16 protein-coding genes are annotated in these 16,091 nt (G+C 56.3%); 11 read left to right on the plus strand and 5 right to left on the minus strand.

Translation table 11 applies throughout. The annotated features are described in order from the left end of the window. Window positions 1-64 precede the first annotated feature (64 nt). The 3 genes from malM to ubiA all read left to right on the plus strand — a co-directional run bounded on the left by malM (window position 65) and on the right by ubiA (window position 2,578). Entirely contained in the window at window positions 65-1,018 is a 954-nt protein-coding gene (gene malM / locus PYW49_RS21785) for a maltose operon protein MalM (protein ID WP_134347340.1), read from the plus strand. Window positions 1,019-1,198: 180 nt separating this feature from the next. Continuing rightward, window positions 1,199-1,696, plus strand: coding sequence for a chorismate lyase (ubiC, locus tag PYW49_RS21790; RefSeq protein ID WP_023334136.1), 498 nt, complete (start codon window positions 1,199-1,201; stop codon window positions 1,694-1,696). A 12-nt stretch (window positions 1,697-1,708) separates the two neighbouring features. After that, complete coding sequence (gene ubiA / locus PYW49_RS21795; protein ID WP_134347339.1) at window positions 1,709-2,578, plus strand: 4-hydroxybenzoate octaprenyltransferase; 870 nt, start codon at window positions 1,709-1,711, stop codon at window positions 2,576-2,578. Window positions 2,579-2,666: 88 nt separating this feature from the next. Here ubiA and zntA read toward each other — a convergent pair whose 3' ends face one another. Together zntA and PYW49_RS21805 are read right to left on the minus strand one after the other, a co-directional pair. Then, window positions 2,667-4,838 (minus strand): Zn(II)/Cd(II)/Pb(II) translocating P-type ATPase ZntA, encoded by a 2,172-nt coding sequence (gene zntA, locus PYW49_RS21800; protein WP_320387487.1) that lies wholly within the window; start codon window positions 4,836-4,838, stop codon window positions 2,667-2,669. Window positions 4,839-4,914: 76 nt separating this feature from the next. After that, complete coding sequence (locus PYW49_RS21805) at window positions 4,915-5,541, minus strand: lysoplasmalogenase (protein ID WP_045909154.1); 627 nt, start codon at window positions 5,539-5,541, stop codon at window positions 4,915-4,917. A gap of 129 nt (window positions 5,542-5,670) precedes the next feature. On the opposite strand from PYW49_RS21805, the gene PYW49_RS21810 reads away from it, so the two are divergent. Next, window positions 5,671-6,024, plus strand: a complete 354-nt coding sequence (locus tag PYW49_RS21810) for a DUF2500 domain-containing protein (RefSeq protein WP_320387488.1) — start codon at window positions 5,671-5,673, stop codon at window positions 6,022-6,024. Window positions 6,025-6,104: 80 nt separating this feature from the next. Here the strand turns inward: PYW49_RS21810 and PYW49_RS21815 are convergent, their stop codons facing one another. Both PYW49_RS21815 and rsmD read right to left on the minus strand, forming a co-directional pair. Further along, window positions 6,105-6,386, minus strand: a complete 282-nt coding sequence (locus PYW49_RS21815) for a DUF1145 family protein (protein WP_010436509.1) — start codon at window positions 6,384-6,386, stop codon at window positions 6,105-6,107. Next, the gene (rsmD, locus tag PYW49_RS21820; RefSeq protein ID WP_134347336.1) at window positions 6,370-6,972 is read right to left on the minus strand and encodes a 16S rRNA (guanine(966)-N(2))-methyltransferase; all 603 of its coding nucleotides are present in this window, start codon (window positions 6,970-6,972) and stop codon (window positions 6,370-6,372) included. The genes PYW49_RS21815 and rsmD overlap by 17 nt, the downstream gene beginning before the upstream one ends. A 127-nt stretch (window positions 6,973-7,099) precedes the next feature. On the opposite strand from rsmD, the gene ftsY reads away from it, so the two are divergent. The 6 genes from ftsY (at window position 7,100) to PYW49_RS21850 (ending at window position 14,090) form a co-directional block, all read left to right on the plus strand. After that, complete coding sequence (gene ftsY, locus PYW49_RS21825) at window positions 7,100-8,566, plus strand: signal recognition particle-docking protein FtsY (RefSeq protein ID WP_320387489.1); 1,467 nt, start codon at window positions 7,100-7,102, stop codon at window positions 8,564-8,566. Window positions 8,567-8,568: 2 nt separating this feature from the next. After that, window positions 8,569-9,234, plus strand: coding sequence for a cell division ATP-binding protein FtsE (gene ftsE, locus PYW49_RS21830; protein WP_134347334.1), 666 nt, complete (start codon window positions 8,569-8,571; stop codon window positions 9,232-9,234). Then, on the plus strand, window positions 9,227-10,282 hold the full coding sequence (ftsX, locus tag PYW49_RS21835) for a permease-like cell division protein FtsX (protein ID WP_023326488.1): 1,056 nt from the start codon (window positions 9,227-9,229) through the stop codon (window positions 10,280-10,282). Before ftsE ends, ftsX begins: the two co-directional genes overlap by 8 nt. A 251-nt stretch (window positions 10,283-10,533) precedes the next feature. Further along, window positions 10,534-11,391 carry an RNA polymerase sigma factor RpoH gene (gene rpoH, locus PYW49_RS21840; protein ID WP_010436497.1) on the plus strand — a complete coding sequence of 286 codons (858 nt, stop codon included), beginning with the start codon at window positions 10,534-10,536 and terminating at the stop codon, window positions 11,389-11,391. Window positions 11,392-11,527: 136 nt separating this feature from the next. Then, window positions 11,528-12,793 (plus strand): 4-aminobutyrate--2-oxoglutarate transaminase, encoded by a 1,266-nt coding sequence (locus PYW49_RS21845; RefSeq protein WP_320387490.1) that lies wholly within the window; start codon window positions 11,528-11,530, stop codon window positions 12,791-12,793. Between the two features lie 196 nt (window positions 12,794-12,989). Continuing rightward, window positions 12,990-14,090, plus strand: a complete 1,101-nt coding sequence (locus PYW49_RS21850; RefSeq protein WP_320387491.1) for a branched-chain amino acid ABC transporter substrate-binding protein — start codon at window positions 12,990-12,992, stop codon at window positions 14,088-14,090. Window positions 14,091-14,166: 76 nt separating this feature from the next. Here the strand turns inward: PYW49_RS21850 and panM are convergent, their stop codons facing one another. After that, the gene (gene panM / locus PYW49_RS21855; RefSeq protein WP_023310021.1) at window positions 14,167-14,556 is read right to left on the minus strand and encodes an aspartate 1-decarboxylase autocleavage activator PanM; all 390 of its coding nucleotides are present in this window, start codon (window positions 14,554-14,556) and stop codon (window positions 14,167-14,169) included. Between the two features lie 424 nt (window positions 14,557-14,980). On the opposite strand from panM, the gene livK reads away from it, so the two are divergent. Beyond that, on the plus strand, window positions 14,981-16,090 hold the full coding sequence (gene livK, locus PYW49_RS21860) for a high-affinity branched-chain amino acid ABC transporter substrate-binding protein LivK (RefSeq protein ID WP_024906696.1): 1,110 nt from the start codon (window positions 14,981-14,983) through the stop codon (window positions 16,088-16,090). The last annotated feature ends 1 nt before the right edge of the window (window position 16,091 follow it).

The following is a 16,091-nucleotide window of genomic DNA, read 5'->3' on the forward strand; positions in this document are numbered from 1 at the left end:
CAATCCTTGGGAAGGCGCGCTATTGCCTGGCTACCGCTGACCTGTGCATTTTGAGGTGATAACAATGAAAATGAACAAAACTCTCCTTGCCCTTTGTTTATCCGCAGGGCTGCTGGCCAGCGCGCCTGCCGTAACGCTCGCTAATGTGAATTTCGTTCCGCAAAACACAACATCCGCGCCAGCCATTCCGTCAGCTGCGTTGCAACAGCTGGTCTGGACGCCTGTCGATCAATCTAAAGCCCAAACGACCCAGCTGTCGACGGGCGGGCAGCCGCTTAATGTCCCGGGTATCAGTGGTCCCGTGGTTGCATACAGCGTGCCTGCAAATATTGGGGAACTGACGTTGACGCTCACCAGTGAAGTTAATAAGCAGACCAGCGTCTTTGCGCCAAACGTGCTTATTCTTGATCAGAACATGACGCCTTCAGCATTCTTCCCGAGTGAGTATTTCACCTATCAGGCACCGGGCGTCATGAGTGCAGACCGCCTGGAAGGGGTGATGCGACTGACACCAGCGCTGGGTCAGCAGAAAATTTATGTACTCGTCTTCACAACTGAAAAAGATTTGCAGCAAACCACAACGCTGCTTGACCCTGCGAAGGCCTATGCCAAAGGCGTAGGTAATGCCGCACCAGATATCCCGGACCCGATTGCCCGCCACACCACTGATGGCCTGATCAAACTGAAAGTCTCCACCAACAGCGCCTCCAGCGTACTCGTTGGCCCACTGTTTGGCTCGTCTGGCCCAGGCCCGGTGACCGTGGGGAATACCGCTGCACCTGCCTATGCCGCGCCAGTTGCCACGGCAGCCGCACCGGTAGCGACCGCAGCGCCAGCCCCGGCGAAGAAAGCTGAGCCGGTACTGAATGACACCGAAGAGTACTTCAACAACGCCATTAAGCAGGCGGTGAAGCGCGGCGATGTCGATAAAGCGCTGAAACTGCTTGATGAAGCCGAACGTTTAGGTTCAACCACTGCCCGTTCCACCTTTATCAGCAGTGTAAAAGGCAAGGGGTAACCGTTTCCCCACAGTGCTGATTTGTTAGTCGTTTGGTGCGCCTGAGTGGGCGCACTTTTTTTCGTCCCGGCCTGGTTGTTGCGCCCCTGTTGCAATAGCGATCGTTAAATAACGTTTGGCCCCCCTCAATCCGCGTTTCTGCGATACAATGCCAGTACGTTATGTATCGGAGAGTCTGGCATGTCACACCCCGCGCTAACGCAACTGCGTGCGCTGCGCTATTTCGACCAAATACCTGCGCTTGATCCGCAGCAGCTTGACTGGCTGTTGCTGGAAGATTCCATGACGAAACGTTTTGAGCAACAGGGTAAAACGGTCACGGTGACCCTGATTCAGGAAGGGTTTGTCTCCGGCGATGAGATCGCCAGCGAGCTGCCGCTGCTGCCGCAGGAGCCACGCTACTGGCTGCGTGAAATTTTACTCTGTGCTGACGGTGAGCCGTGGCTTGCCGGTCGGACGGTGGTGCCCGAGTCCACCCTTTCCGGGCCAGAGCTGGCGCTGCAGCGTCTGGGGAAAACGCCGCTGGGGCGTTACCTCTTCACCTCGTCTGAGCTTACCCGAGATTTTATTGAAATTGGTCGTGATGCCGAACTGTGGGGGCGTCGTTCCCGCCTTCGCCTGAGCGGTAAACCGTTAATTCTGACGGAGCTTTTTTTACCGGCATCGCCGTTGTACTAAGAGGAAGAAAAAATGGAGTGGAGCCTGACGCAGAGTAAGCTGTTGGCTTATCACCGCTTAATGCGCACCGATAAACCTATTGGCGCGCTACTGTTGCTGTGGCCGACCTTATGGGCGCTGTGGGTCGCCACGCCGGGCGTGCCGCCGCTGTGGATCCTCGGCGTGTTCGTTGCTGGCGTCTGGCTGATGCGTGCGGCGGGCTGCGTGGTCAATGACTATGCCGACCGCAAATTCGACGGCCATGTAAAACGTACTGCCGGTCGTCCGTTGCCCAGCGGGCAGGTGACCGGGAAAGAAGCTCGCGTGCTGTTCATCGTTCTGGTGCTGCTCTCCTTCCTGCTGGTGTTAACCCTGAACACCATGACCATTCTGCTTTCCGTGGCGGCGCTGGCACTGGCCTGGGTTTATCCATTTATGAAGCGCTACACCCACCTGCCGCAGGTCGTGCTGGGCGCGGCGTTTGGCTGGTCGATTCCGATGGCGTTTGCCGCGGTCAGCGAGTCGTTACCGCTCAGCTGCTGGCTGATGTTCCTGGCGAACATTCTCTGGGCCGTGGCCTACGACACCCAGTACGCGATGGTTGACCGCGACGACGACCTGAAGATTGGCATCAAATCAACCGCCATCCTCTTTGGCCGTCAGGACAAGCTGATTATCGGTATTCTGCAGGTCGCTGTACTGGCGTTGATGGTCGCGATCGGTCGTCTGAACGGGCTGAACTGGGAGTTTTACTGGTCAGTGCTGGTGGCGGGGCTGCTGTTTGCTTATCAGCAGAAGCTGATCGCTAAGCGTGAACGTGACGCCTGTTTTAAAGCGTTTATGAACAATAACTACGTCGGGCTGGTGCTGTTTTTAGGCCTGGCGATGAGCTATTTCTTATAAAAAAGTCGGGTGGCGGCTTCGCCTTACCCGACCTACGCGTTAGCAGAACATATAGGCCCGGTAAGCGTTAGCGCCACCGGGCTTTTTTTTACCGGCGACGCAGCAGCCGAAGCGCGTTCGCCGTGACCAGCACCGTTGCCCCGGTATCCGCCAGCACCGCCAGCCACAGCCCGGTCATGCCCAGCAGCGTGGTCACCAGGAAAATCCCCTTTAGCCCCAGCGCGATGCCGATGTTCTGCCGGATATTGGCCCGCGTCGCGCGCGCAAGCGCGATGGTCTGCGCTAGCCCGGTCAGACGGTTATGCGTCAATGCCGCGTCGGCGGTCTCCAGCGCTACGTCGGTACCGCTGCCCATCGCAATGCCAATGGTGGACGCCTTCATCGCTGGCGCATCGTTAATGCCGTCACCAACCATCGCCAGCGGGGCGTGCTTGTTCAATTCCGTGACCGCGGTGACCTTGTCGGCAGGCAACAATCCGGCTTTAAACTCGAGCCCCAGTTCACCGGCAATGGCCGCCGCCGCGCGAGGGTTATCCCCGGTTAAAATCACACCCTGAATCCCCAGCTGATGCAGCGCCGCCACGGCCTCTTTTGCATCGTCACGCAGGGTATCGCGCAGCGCCAGAATGCCTTTCATGACGCCGTCCTGCATGACGGCAACAACCGTCTGTCCGGCCTTCTCTAATGCCTCTACCTGTGGGTCAGTGGCGTGACCCGCCGCGACAATCAGTACCTTTTTACCGTCTACGGTGGCCTCAATACCGGACCCGACCAGCGCCCGCTGGGCGGTTGCCGCAGGGATGTTCAGCCCGCGCGTCTGCGCTTCACGCACAATCGCCTGCGCCAGCGGGTGGGTTGAACCCTGTTCAACGGCGGCGGCCAGCGTCAGCAGTTCGTTTTCACTGACATCCTGCGGATAAACACCGGTTACCTGCGGCTTACCGACGGTCAACGTGCCGGTTTTATCGAAGGCGATGTGCTGGACCTGACTTAACTGCTCCAGCGCCGCGCCGCCCTTAATCAGCGCGCCGCGACGAGCCGCTGCCGCCAGCCCGGACGTTATGGCCGCCGGGGTGGAGATGACCAGCGCGCACGGGCAACCAATCAACAGCAGCGTCAGTCCTTTATAAATCCAGCCCTCCCACGGTGCGCCGAAGAACAGCGGTGGAACGACGGTAACCAGCAGGGCAACCAGCATAATGGCTGGCGTGTAGATCCGGCTGAAGCGGTCGATAAAGCGTTCGACAGGCGCACGGCGCTCTTCGGCCTCTTCAATCAGCTTCAGGATACGGTCAATGGCGCTGTCGCCCGGTTCGGACAGGACCTTAAGCTGCACCAGACGGTCGACGCTGGTGGCACCCGCAGGCACTTTTTCGCCCATTGCGCGTTCCACCGGAATGGACTCCCCGGTGAGGGCGCTTTCGTCGAAGCTTGCCGTGGCGGTGAGCAACTCACCGTCCGCAGGCAGTCGCCCCCCTGCGGCCACGTCAATCACATCGCCCGGGCGCAGCGTACTGATGGCGACCGTTTCACGCGTGCCGTTTACCACGCGCGTGGCGGTTTCAGGTTTCAGGGCCATTAACGCGCTGACCCCTTTACGCGCGCGGCTGGCAGCCCAGCCCTCAAGGCGTTCACCGATTAAGAACAGCAGCAGCACCATCGCCGCTTCTGCCGTTGCGCCAATAAACAGCGCGCCGATGGCGGCCACGCTCATCAGCGTTTCGATGGCGAACCAGCTGCCGCTTTTCATCAGGCGCAGCGCCTGACGGGCAATCGGGAACAGCCCGACCAGGGTGGTGGCGATAAACGCCAGATTGCCGAACGGGTGGTTAATCTGTTCCAGCCCCCAGCTCAGGGCCATCATGATGATGAGGGTGATAAGCGGCAGATTTTCTTGCCGGGATGACGTTTTTTCCGCAGGCGCGGTTTCGCTACGCAGGCTATAGCCCGCCTTGCTCACCGCGGCTTCCACCTGTTTGCTGACGTCGTTATCGGCGCTGACCAGCAGTTTTTCGGTGGCGAACAGCACCTGAACGTGACTTACGCCCGGCACCTGTTTTACCGCATTTTCAACTTTACGGGCGCAGGCCGCGCAGTCCATACCGTTGACTACCCAGCTGTAGCGGCTGCCGCTTTCAGGAATTGGTTGAGTTTGTGTTTCGCACGCGCCTTCGCAGCAGCAGTCGTCTTTCGACGGAACCGGGCTGAGCTTAAGTGCCGAGAATTGAGGAACTTTTTTTGGTATTTCTGGAGTCGACATGGCAGTCTCCGGCAATGATAATTTTCTCATTAACCGCAGCATACACTCTGGAGTCGACTCCAGAGTCAAGCGCTATTTAGATATACAGCGAGCGCACAATCAGGAAGTGCCCGGCAAAGTAACAGGCAGCAGCAATCGCGTTATCCGCCCGGAAACGGCGGCGATAGTGGCTGCCAAGCCACACGATATTCCCGATCAACAGCAGCGCTGCACCGAAGAATGCGGACATCGCCGGGGCCGTTGGGCGGAAGAACCACAGTTCACCTGCCAGCCAGACCATCACCAGCGTCATGGCAATAAACGTGCAGACCGGCAACCGCATCTCTTCCAGACGTGACCAGATCACCGCAATCAGCAGGGCGCCAATCACCAGCAGGACCAGCGGCAGCGGCCAGAAGAACGAGAGTGTCATCTGGCTGGCGAAGTAGATCGTATACAGCAGATGCGACAGGAAAAATGCCCCTACGGCATACAGCAGACGCTGGCGCGGTAGTAGAGTCAGGGCATCGCCAATCAGAGATGCGCACAGCCCGGCGAGGACCAGATAGCTTACGGCGTTAAACATAGGCGCTTGCCAGGCAAGCAGCAGGAGCAGCAACAGCGTGACGGGTTTAAACAGCCAGCGCTGCCAGGTGGGACCACGGTACGACGCATCGACATAAAGCCATGCGGAAAAACAGACAGCGATAAATGACCAAAGCATATTAACTCCCTGTATCTGTTAAGTCTGAATAATCAGTTTCTGATCCAGTGTAGTGACGCGGGCGGGCGTTTGGCAATGGCGGGGAAGGCAAGGTATCCTGATTTCCGCATAATCTTATGGGATTTTAGAATGAGCAAGATGCCGCTGTTTTTCATTATCGTAGTAGCGATTATCGTTATTGCCGCTTCGTTCCGTTTCGTGCAGCAGCGCCGCGAGAAGGCGGATAACGACGCCGCGCCGCTGATGCAAAAGCGCGTCATCGTGAGCAATAAGCGCGCCCTGAACGACCGCCGTTCGCGGCAACAGCAGGTTACGCCTGCGGGTACACCTATGCGCTATGAAGCGAGCTTTAAGCCGGAAACGGGCGGCCTGGAGATGACCTTCCGCCTGGAGGCGCAGCAGTACCATCAGCTGACGGTGGGGGAGAAAGGGACGCTGAGTTACAAAGGGTCGCGGTTTGAGGGGTTTACGCCGGAGCAGTAACGCCGGGCGGCACTGCGTTTGCCCGGCCTACGGGGTTTTGTAGGCCCGGTAAGCGAAGCGTCACCGGGCAAAAGCGCACCTTACTTCTTCACCTGCGCCTTAAACTTCTTCATCCACACCAGCAGTTCAAACACGCCGAAAATAAAGACGCGAAGCTGCTGCCAGCCCGTCATCTGCGGGCCGTCTTTCGGCAGACCGTTTTTCAGCATCACCATCTGCAGGGCGTGCATGAACGACGTGAAAATCAGCGCGACGTTAACAAAAATATTCATCGGGCGCGGGAACGGGTGCACGAGGTTGAGAATTAAAAACGCCCAGACGCCCAGCATCAACAAACGTCCCAGATTAATCAGTACCGGCATCGGATTCTCCTTGAGCCTGACGGTGATACAGACGATAAGCGACCTGACCTGCGACTTTTTCACGGTGCAGATCCCAGTGAGCGGGAACTGGCGGTAGACCGTTTTCCACTTCACTTTCAACGTAAATCAATGCGTCATCCGCCAGCCAGCCATTTTGCTCCAGCAGGGATAGCGTCTCTTCCAGAAGCCCCTTGCGAAACGGCGGGTCGACAAATACCACGTTATGCGGCGTGCCCTTCTGTGCAAGAAAACTCAGCGTGTTGGTGTTCACCACTTTCGCGTTGTTCGCTTTCAGCGTCGCCAGATTTTGCTGCAAGGTCTGCGCAACGCCGCGCTCCATCTCCAGCAGCGTGGCGCTGGCGGCATAGCGCGACAGCGCCTCCAGCCCGAGTGCGCCGCTTCCGGCGAAGCAGTCGAGGCAGTGGGCGTCTACCATTGACGGGGCCAGCCAGTTAAACAGCGTTTCGCGCACGCGGTCGGTGGTGGGGCGCAAACCGGGGCTGTCCGGCACCGGTAATTTCCGGCCTCGCCACTGACCGCCGATAATACGAATTTGACCGGCCGGGGCGCGGTTGGGTTTCTTCATCTCAGGAAAGCTCTGTTAACAATTGGCCTGCGATTGCGGGCGGTGATGTCAATTAAGTAAAGTGTTAGACTATTTCATCATTTTTTTAGCTTCCATGTATATAGCGCCGCGAGGAGTGTAGTCGCAGATGGCAAAACAAAAAAAACGTGGCTTCTTTTCCTGGCTGGGCTTCGGTGAAAAAGAGCAAGAAACAGAACAGAAAACCGAAGAGCAACAAGCCGTTGAAGAGCAGTCGCAGCCTGAAACGCCTGTAGAAACCGCTGCGGTTGTCGAAGCGGAAGAAACGGCGCACAGCAAAGAAGAGATTGAATCTTTCGCTGAAGAGGTGGTTGAGGTCACTGAACTGGTTCAGGAGAGCGAGAAGCCCGAACCGGTTGCGGTTGAAGAGATCCCCGAAGCGCCGCAGGCCGTTATTGAACATGAAGAGCTGCCGCTGCCGGAAGAGGTGAAGGCTGAAGAGGTTGCAGCCGAAGAGTGGCAGGCCGAAGCGGAAACCGTTGAAATTGTTGAGGCGGTAGAAGAAGAGACAGAAAACGAACCCGAGCTGACCGACGAAGAGCTGGAAGCCCAGGCGCTGGCGGCGGAAGCCGCTGAAGAAGCGGTTATCGTCGTGCCGGTGGAAGAGCCAGAGCAGACCGAAGAAGAGATTGTTCAGGAACAGGAAAAACCGACCAAAGAAGGTTTCTTCGCCCGCCTGAAGCGCAGCCTGCTCAAAACCAAAGAAAACTTAGGTTCCGGATTTATCAGTCTTTTCCGCGGCAAAAAGATCGACGACGATCTGTTTGAAGAACTGGAAGAGCAGCTGCTGATTGCGGACGTTGGGGTGGAAACCACCCGTAAGATCATCGCCAACCTGACCGAAGGGGCGAGCCGCAAGCAGCTGCGCGACGCCGAGGCGTTGTACGGCCTGCTGAAAGACGAGATGGGCGAAATTCTCGCAAAAGTTGACGAACCGCTTAATATTGAAGGCAAAACGCCATTTGTTATTCTGATGGTTGGCGTGAACGGCGTGGGTAAAACCACCACCATCGGCAAGCTGGCGCGTCAGTTCGAGCAGCAGGGCAAATCGGTGATGCTGGCGGCGGGCGATACCTTCCGCGCGGCGGCGGTTGAGCAGCTCCAGGTATGGGGCCAGCGCAACAATATTCCGGTGATTGCCCAGCATACCGGCGCGGATTCCGCGTCCGTAATCTTCGACGCCATCCAGGCCGCGAAGGCGCGCAACGTGGACGTGCTGATTGCCGATACCGCAGGGCGTTTGCAGAACAAATCGCACCTGATGGAAGAGCTGAAGAAAATCGTCCGCGTCATGAAGAAGCTGGACGAAGACGCACCGCATGAAATTATGCTGACTATCGATGCCAGCACCGGACAGAACGCCATCAGCCAGGCGAAGCTGTTCAATGAAGCGGTAGGACTGACGGGGATCGCGCTGACCAAACTGGACGGCACCGCGAAAGGCGGGGTGATCTTCTCCGTGGCCGACCAGTTCGGCATTCCTATCCGTTACATCGGTGTGGGCGAGCGTATTGAGGATTTACGTCCGTTTAAAGCGGACGACTTTATTGAGGCATTATTTGCCCGAGAGGACTAACAATGATTCGCTTTGAACACGTCAGCAAGGCCTATCTCGGTGGGAGACAAGCGCTGCAGGGGGTGACATTTCACCTGCAGCCAGGCGAGATGGCATTCCTGACCGGCCATTCCGGCGCAGGGAAAAGTACCCTGCTCAAGCTTATCTGTGGGATTGAGCGGCCAAGCGCCGGGAAAATTTTTTTCGGTGGTCATGAGATCAGTCGCCTGAAAAACCGCGAAGTACCGTTCCTGCGTCGTCAGATCGGCATGATTTTCCAGGACCACCACCTGCTGATGGATCGCACCGTTTTCGATAACGTGGCCATTCCGCTGATTATTGCCGGTGCCAGCTATGATGATATCCGCCGTCGCGTCTCTGCGGCGCTGGATAAGGTCGGGCTGCTGGACAAAGCGAAGAACTTCCCGATCCAGCTCTCCGGCGGTGAACAGCAGCGCGTGGGCATTGCCCGTGCGGTGGTGAATAAGCCAGCGGTGCTGCTGGCGGATGAACCGACCGGTAACCTGGACGATGCCCTGTCAGAAGGGATTTTGCGTCTGTTTGAGGAATTTAACCGCGTGGGGGTCACCGTATTGATGGCGACGCACGACATCGGGCTCATTTCCCGTCGTTCGTACCGCATGCTGACCCTAAGCGACGGGCATTTGCACGGAGGCCTCGGTGAATAAGCGTGATGCAATAAACCAGATTCGGCAGTTCGGGAACCGGTTTGACCGTTTCCGCAAGCCGCAGGGCGGTGGTGACGGCAATCGTAATGCGCCGAAGCGCCAGAAGGCCGCGCCAAAGCCGGCCTCCCGTAAAACCAACGTGTTTAACGAGCAGGTGCGCTACGCATTCCACGGTGCCCTGCAGGACCTGAAAAGCAAACCGCTGGCGACGTTCCTGACGGTGATGGTGATCGCCATCTCCCTCACGCTGCCAAGCGTCTGCTATATGGTCTATAAAAACGTCAACCAGGCGGCCTCGCAGTATTATCCGTCCCCGCAGATCACGGTCTATCTGGATAAAGCGCTCGACGATAACGCCGCGGCGCAGGTGGTCGGGCAAATTCAGGCCGAGCAGGGCGTGGAGAAGGTCAATTATCTCTCACGTGAAGACGCGCTGGGCGAGTTCCGTAACTGGTCAGGCTTTGGCGGTGCGCTGGATATGCTCGAAGAGAACCCGCTGCCCGCAGTGGCGGTGGTGATCCCGAAGCTGGATTTCCAGGGGACCGATTCGCTTAACACCCTGCGCGATCGCATCACACGCATTAAAGGCATTGATGAAGTGCGCATGGATGACAGCTGGTTCGCACGCCTTGCTGCCCTGACCGGGCTGGTCGGACGCGTCGCGGCGATGATTGGCGTGCTGATGGTGGCGGCGGTGTTCCTGGTCATCGGTAACAGCGTGCGCCTGAGCATCTTCGCCCGTCGCGATACCATCAACGTGCAGAAACTGATTGGTGCGACGGATGGATTCATCCTTCGACCGTTCCTCTACGGCGGTGCATTGCTCGGTTTTTCCGGCGCATTTCTTTCACTGATATTGTCAGAAATTTTGGTGATGCGGCTTTCGTCGGCCGTGACTGAAGTGGCACAGGTTTTCGGAACGAAGTTTGATATCAGCGGCTTAGGGTTCGATGAGTGCCTGTTACTGCTGCTGGTTTGCTCAATGATTGGGTGGGTGGCAGCCTGGCTGGCAACCGTTCAACATTTACGTCACTTTACTCCCGACTAATAAAAGCGTGATATAATCTTTCCCTGCACCGAGATGTTCGCTCTGCAGGGAAAGCGTCCCTGTTGTCTCTTCCCCTGTTATCATCTCCATGTCACAATTTGTGCGTAATTTATTCACCGTTGCACCTGGAACTTGTGGATAAAATCACTGTCTGATAAAAGAGTGAATGCTAATCTCGTTGCTCAAACGCTTTGGCATGGTTGTTGCCTGACGGGGACAGCCTGGACCAGAAGAAACATTGAGAGGAATGAATGACCAAAGAAATGCAAACTTTAGCTTTAGCCCCTGTTGGTAACCTGGAATCTTACATCCGGGCTGCGAACACCTGGCCGATGTTGACGGCCGAGGAAGAAAAGGAGCTTGCTGAAAAGCTGCATTACCAGGGCGATCTGGAAGCAGCTAAGACGCTGATCCTGTCTCACCTGCGCTTTGTTGTTCACGTTGCTCGTAACTACTCGGGCTACGGCCTGCCGCAGGCGGACTTGATTCAGGAAGGTAACATCGGCCTGATGAAGGCTGTACGTCGCTTTAACCCGGAAGTGGGTGTGCGACTGGTCTCTTTCGCCGTGCACTGGATCAAAGCAGAAATTCATGAATACGTGCTGCGTAACTGGCGTATTGTGAAAGTTGCCACGACAAAAGCGCAACGCAAACTGTTCTTCAACCTGCGTAAAACCAAGCAGCGTCTGGGCTGGTTTAATCAGGATGAAGTCGAAATGGTGGCGCGCGAGCTGGGCGTATCCAGCAAAGACGTTCGTGAGATGGAATCCCGTATGGCCGCGCAGGACATGACTTTTGACATGTCTTCCGACGACGACGCATCCGACAGCCAGCCGATGGCCCCGGTCCTGTATCTGCAGGATAAGACTTCTAACTTTGCTGACGGCATTGAAGAAGATAACTGGGAAGACCAGGCGGCGAACAAGCTGACCTTTGCGATGGAAGGCCTCGACGAGCGTAGCCAGGACATCATCCGTGCCCGCTGGCTGGACGAAGATAACAAGTCCACGCTGCAGGAGCTGGCCGACCGCTACGGCGTTTCTGCGGAACGCGTCCGTCAGCTTGAAAAGAACGCCATGAAAAAACTTCGCGCCGCTATCGAAGCGTAATTTCCGCGAAGTCCCCGATAACCCTCGAATGCAAATTCGGGGGTTTTTGTTTTTTTATCTCCCGCTCTGGCGAATTCCCTCCCCCTGGCAAACACTTACAGATGCGCTAAGCAGGTGAATTTCTCAGGGGGACAGGGTGAAAAATAACGAACTGCACGACCGGCGTTTACAGGCGACGCCGCGCGGCATCGGCGTGATGTGTAACTTCTATGCCGATAAAGCCGAAAACGCCACGGTGTGGGACGTCGAGGGCAATGAGTACATCGACTTCGCCGCGGGGATCGCGGTGCTGAATACCGGCCATCGCCATCCAAAAGTCATTTCCGCTATCGAAAAACAACTCCACGCCTTTACCCATACGGCCTACCAGATTGTGCCGTACGAAGGCTATGTGTCGCTTGCTGAACGCCTCAACGCACGCGTGCCAATTGACGGCCCGGCGAAAACGGCGTTCTTCTCTACGGGCGCAGAAGCGGTCGAAAATGCCGTAAAAATTGCCCGCGCCTTTACCAAACGTCCAGGCCTTATCACCTTCGGCGGCGCGTTCCATGGCCGCACCTTTATGACCATGGCGCTGACCGGCAAAGTCGCGCCGTACAAGCTTGGCTTCGGCCCCTTCCCCGGTTCGGTGTATCACGCCCAGTATCCGAATGAACTGCATGGCGTCAGCACGGCGGAAGCGCTAAAGAGCCTGGAGCGCATCTTTAAAGCGGATATTGCACCCGACCAGGTCGCGGCAATTATTCTCGAACCGGTTCAGGGCGAGGGCGGTTTCAACATTGCGCCAGCTGATTTAATGCAGGCGCTGCGCGCCCTGTGCGACACCCACGGTATTTTGCTGATTGCCGACGAGGTGCAAAGCGGTTTCGCCCGTACCGGCAAGCTGTTCTCGATGGAACACCACTGCGTGAAGCCCGATTTGATCACCATGGCGAAAAGCCTGGCGGGCGGAATGCCGCTCTCTGCGGTGTCGGGCCGTGCTGAGGTGATGGATGCCCCTGCACCAGGCGGGCTGGGCGGTACCTATGCGGGGAACCCGCTGGCGATTGCGGCGGCGCATGCCGTGCTGGACGTGATTGATGAAGAAGATCTCTGCACGCGCTCGGCGCACCTTGGGCATCACCTGGTGGAAGTGCTGAACAAAGCGAAGGAACACTGCCCGTATATCGCTGATATTCGCGCGCAGGGCTCCATGGTGGCGGTGGAGTTTAACGACCCGCAGACGGGGCATCCTTCTCCGGAATTTACCCGCCAGGTACAGGATCGCGCATTGCAGGAAGGTCTGCTGCTGCTGAGCTGTGGCGTCTACGGCAACGTTATTCGTTTCCTGTATCCGCTGACTATCCCCGAAGCGCAGTTCCGCCAGGCGCTGGACATTATCTCCGCGTCGCTGACACGTTAAAGCCAGAAGCCCGGCGAAATTCCTGCCGGGCTTATCATATATTCATTTCAAATTTGCTATTCCAAAATCATAAAAATGGGGTATGTTTTAGCAGAGTATGCTGAAAAAGCGCGAGTGGTATACCTATAACTGAAATAAAGCGCTACACAACAACATCACAACAATCGTAATAACCATAATAATGGGGAATCTCAGGATGAACATGAAGGGTAAAGCGTTACTGGCAGGATGTATCGCGTTGGCATTCAGCACCATGGCTCAGGCAGACATCAAAGTGGCTGTTGTTGGCGCAATGTCCGGTCCGGTAGCGCAGTACGGTGACCAGGAGTTTACCGGCGCAGAACAGGCGGTTGCAGACATTAATGCTAAGGGCGGTATCAAAGGCGAAAAACTGCAGATCGTAAAATATGATGATGCCTGTGACCCGAAACAAGCGGTCGCGGTCGCGAACAAAGTGGTGAACGACGGGATCAAATACGTTATCGGTCACCTGTGCTCTTCCTCTACTCAGCCCGCGTCTGACATCTACGAAGACGAAGGTATTCTGATGATCACCCCGGCAGCGACTGCCCCGGAGCTGACCGCGCGCGGCTATAAGCTGACGCTGCGCACCACCGGTCTGGACTCTGACCAGGGTCCAACCGCGGCGAAATACATCGTTGAAAAAGTGAAGCCGAAGCGCATTGCCATCGTTCACGACAAGCAGCAGTACGGTGAAGGCCTGGCGCGTTCGGTGCAGGACAACCTCAAGAAAGCGAAAGCTGATATCGTGTTCTTCGACGGGATCACCGCTGGTGAGAAAGACTTCTCCACGCTGGTTGCGCGTCTGAAGAAAGAGAATATTGACTTCGTTTACTACGGCGGTTATCACCCGGAAATGGGCCAGATCCTGCGTCAGGCGCGTGCGGCCGGTCTGAAAACCCAGTTCATGGGACCAGAAGGCGTGGCGAACGTTTCACTGTCTAACATCGCGGGTGAGTCTGCGGAAGGTCTGCTGGTGACCAAGCCGAAGAACTACGACCAGGTACCTGCGAACAAACCTGTCGTTGATGCCATCAAGGCGAAGAAACAGGATCCAAGCGGCGCGTTCGTCTGGACGACCTACGCGGCACTGCAGTCTCTGCAGGCGGGTCTGAACCAGTCAGCCGATCCGGCTGAGATTGCCACCTGGCTGAAAGCGAATACCGTCGAGACCGTAATGGGGCCACTCTCCTGGGACGCGAAGGGCGATCTGAAGGGCTTCGAGTTCGGCGTGTTTGACTGGCATGCTAACGGGACTGCTACTGACGCCAAATAAAAGCAAAAAGGCAACGTAAGTTGCCTTTTTTAATGTTTTCTCAGAGGGCAGGGGTAAGGGCATCAGGCCGCACACATCAGCCCTGGCGCTTCTCCCACCCACTCTCCTGCGCCGTAAACCCTAACGCCTGCATAAACGCTGCCATCACGCCGCGGTCTTCCACGCCCACGTCAGCCATCCACCAGGAGGTTACGCTCGGGTTTTCGCGGATCACTTCTTCAATTAAATACTGTCCCACGCCACGACGACGGGTGACGTCACGTACGCGCAGTGAGTCCAGCGCCCCTTCTGTACCGCTCAGGGTCACGCGAACCGCAGCCAGCAGGCGCTCGTTAAAACGCGCGGCATAAATGCGGTGGGTCTCATCGACGCGTAGCGACGAAGGGGAATATTCCGGCCAGATTTTGCCCAGGTCGATATGATCCTGGTCGCTAAAGGTCACCAGACGCACGATAGTCAGTTTCATTAGCTACATGTCCAAATCAAATTGAGTAAGGGCAGTGTACTCAATTTATTCACTCAGCGGCTTCCTCTTTTTATTGTCATTCGCCAGGTGATTAGTTTTTTGGCAACGCAATGGGCAGTTTGAAAACACATGGATCGAAAAATAAGCAGAATTTTAACCTGATCGGCAGTGATTTATTCGGCGCATTGTACCGTTATTTTATGCTGCAAACTGCGCTTTTATTTGTTTATCTCTGCCTGATTTCAGAATATTATCTTTGCTTAATCGCCTGAAAAATAGAGATTTTAGTCTGGTTTTTGATAAAAAACTGCGCTAAACCATTAAAGGCACTGGTAAAAATAGCGTTGTTCATTAAAAGTACAGAATGCTTTTTAACCATAATAAAACAAAATATAAACACGACATCACGAATGGGGATTCAGAGATGAAAAGGAACGCGAAGACATTAATCGCGGGGATGGTCGCACTGTCGATCTCGCATGCCGCTATGGCGGAGGACATTAAAGTTGCGGTTGTGGGTGCGATGTCCGGCCCTGTTGCCCAGTGGGGCGACATGGAGTTCAACGGCGCGCGCCAGGCCATCAAAGACATCAATGCTAAAGGTGGCATCAAAGGCGACAAGCTGGTGGGCGTGGAATATGACGACGCCTGCGATCCTAAACAGGCCGTCGCGGTCGCCAACAAAATCGTCAACGATGGCATCCAGTATGTGATCGGCCATCTGTGCTCATCCTCCACCCAGCCCGCGTCTGATATCTACGAAGACGAAGGCATTCTGATGATCACCCCAGGTGCCACTAACCCTGAGCTGACTCAGCGCGGCTACCAGCACATTATGCGTACCGCCGGTCTGGACTCCTCCCAGGGGCCAACCGCCGCCAAATACATCCTCGAGACCGTTAAGCCGCAGCGCATTGCCATTATTCATGACAAACAGCAGTACGGCGAAGGTCTGGCGCGTTCCGTGCAGGATGGCCTGAAAAAAGGCGGCGCGAACATCGTCTTCTTCGACGGCATTACCGCCGGGGAGAAAGACTTCTCCGCGCTGATCGCCCGTCTGCAAAAAGAGAACATCGACTTCGTTTATTACGGTGGCTACTACCCGGAAATGGGTCAGATGCTGCGCCAGGCGCGCGCGACCGGTCTGAAAACCCAGTTTATGGGGCCAGAGGGCGTGGGCAATGCCTCCCTGTCTAACATTGCGGGTGATTCTGCCGAAGGCATGCTGGTGACGATGCCAAAACGCTATGACCAGGATCCGGCCAACAAGGCTATCGTGGATGCGCTCAAGGCGCAGAAGAAAGATCCGAGTGGTCCGTACGTCTGGATCACCTACGCGGCCGTACAGTCTCTGGCCACCGCGCTGGATCGCTCCGGCAGTAAAGAACCGCTGGATCTGGTGAAAGATTTAAAAGCACACGGGGCGAACACCGTGATTGGGCCGCTGAACTGGGATGAGAAAGGCGATCTGAAGGGATTTGAGTTTGGTGTCTTTAAGTGGCACGCCGACGGTTCGTCCTCGGCCGCCAAATAAT

The organism is Enterobacter chinensis (genome assembly GCF_034008295.1).
Classification (GTDB): Bacteria; Pseudomonadota; Gammaproteobacteria; order Enterobacterales; family Enterobacteriaceae; genus Enterobacter; species Enterobacter chinensis.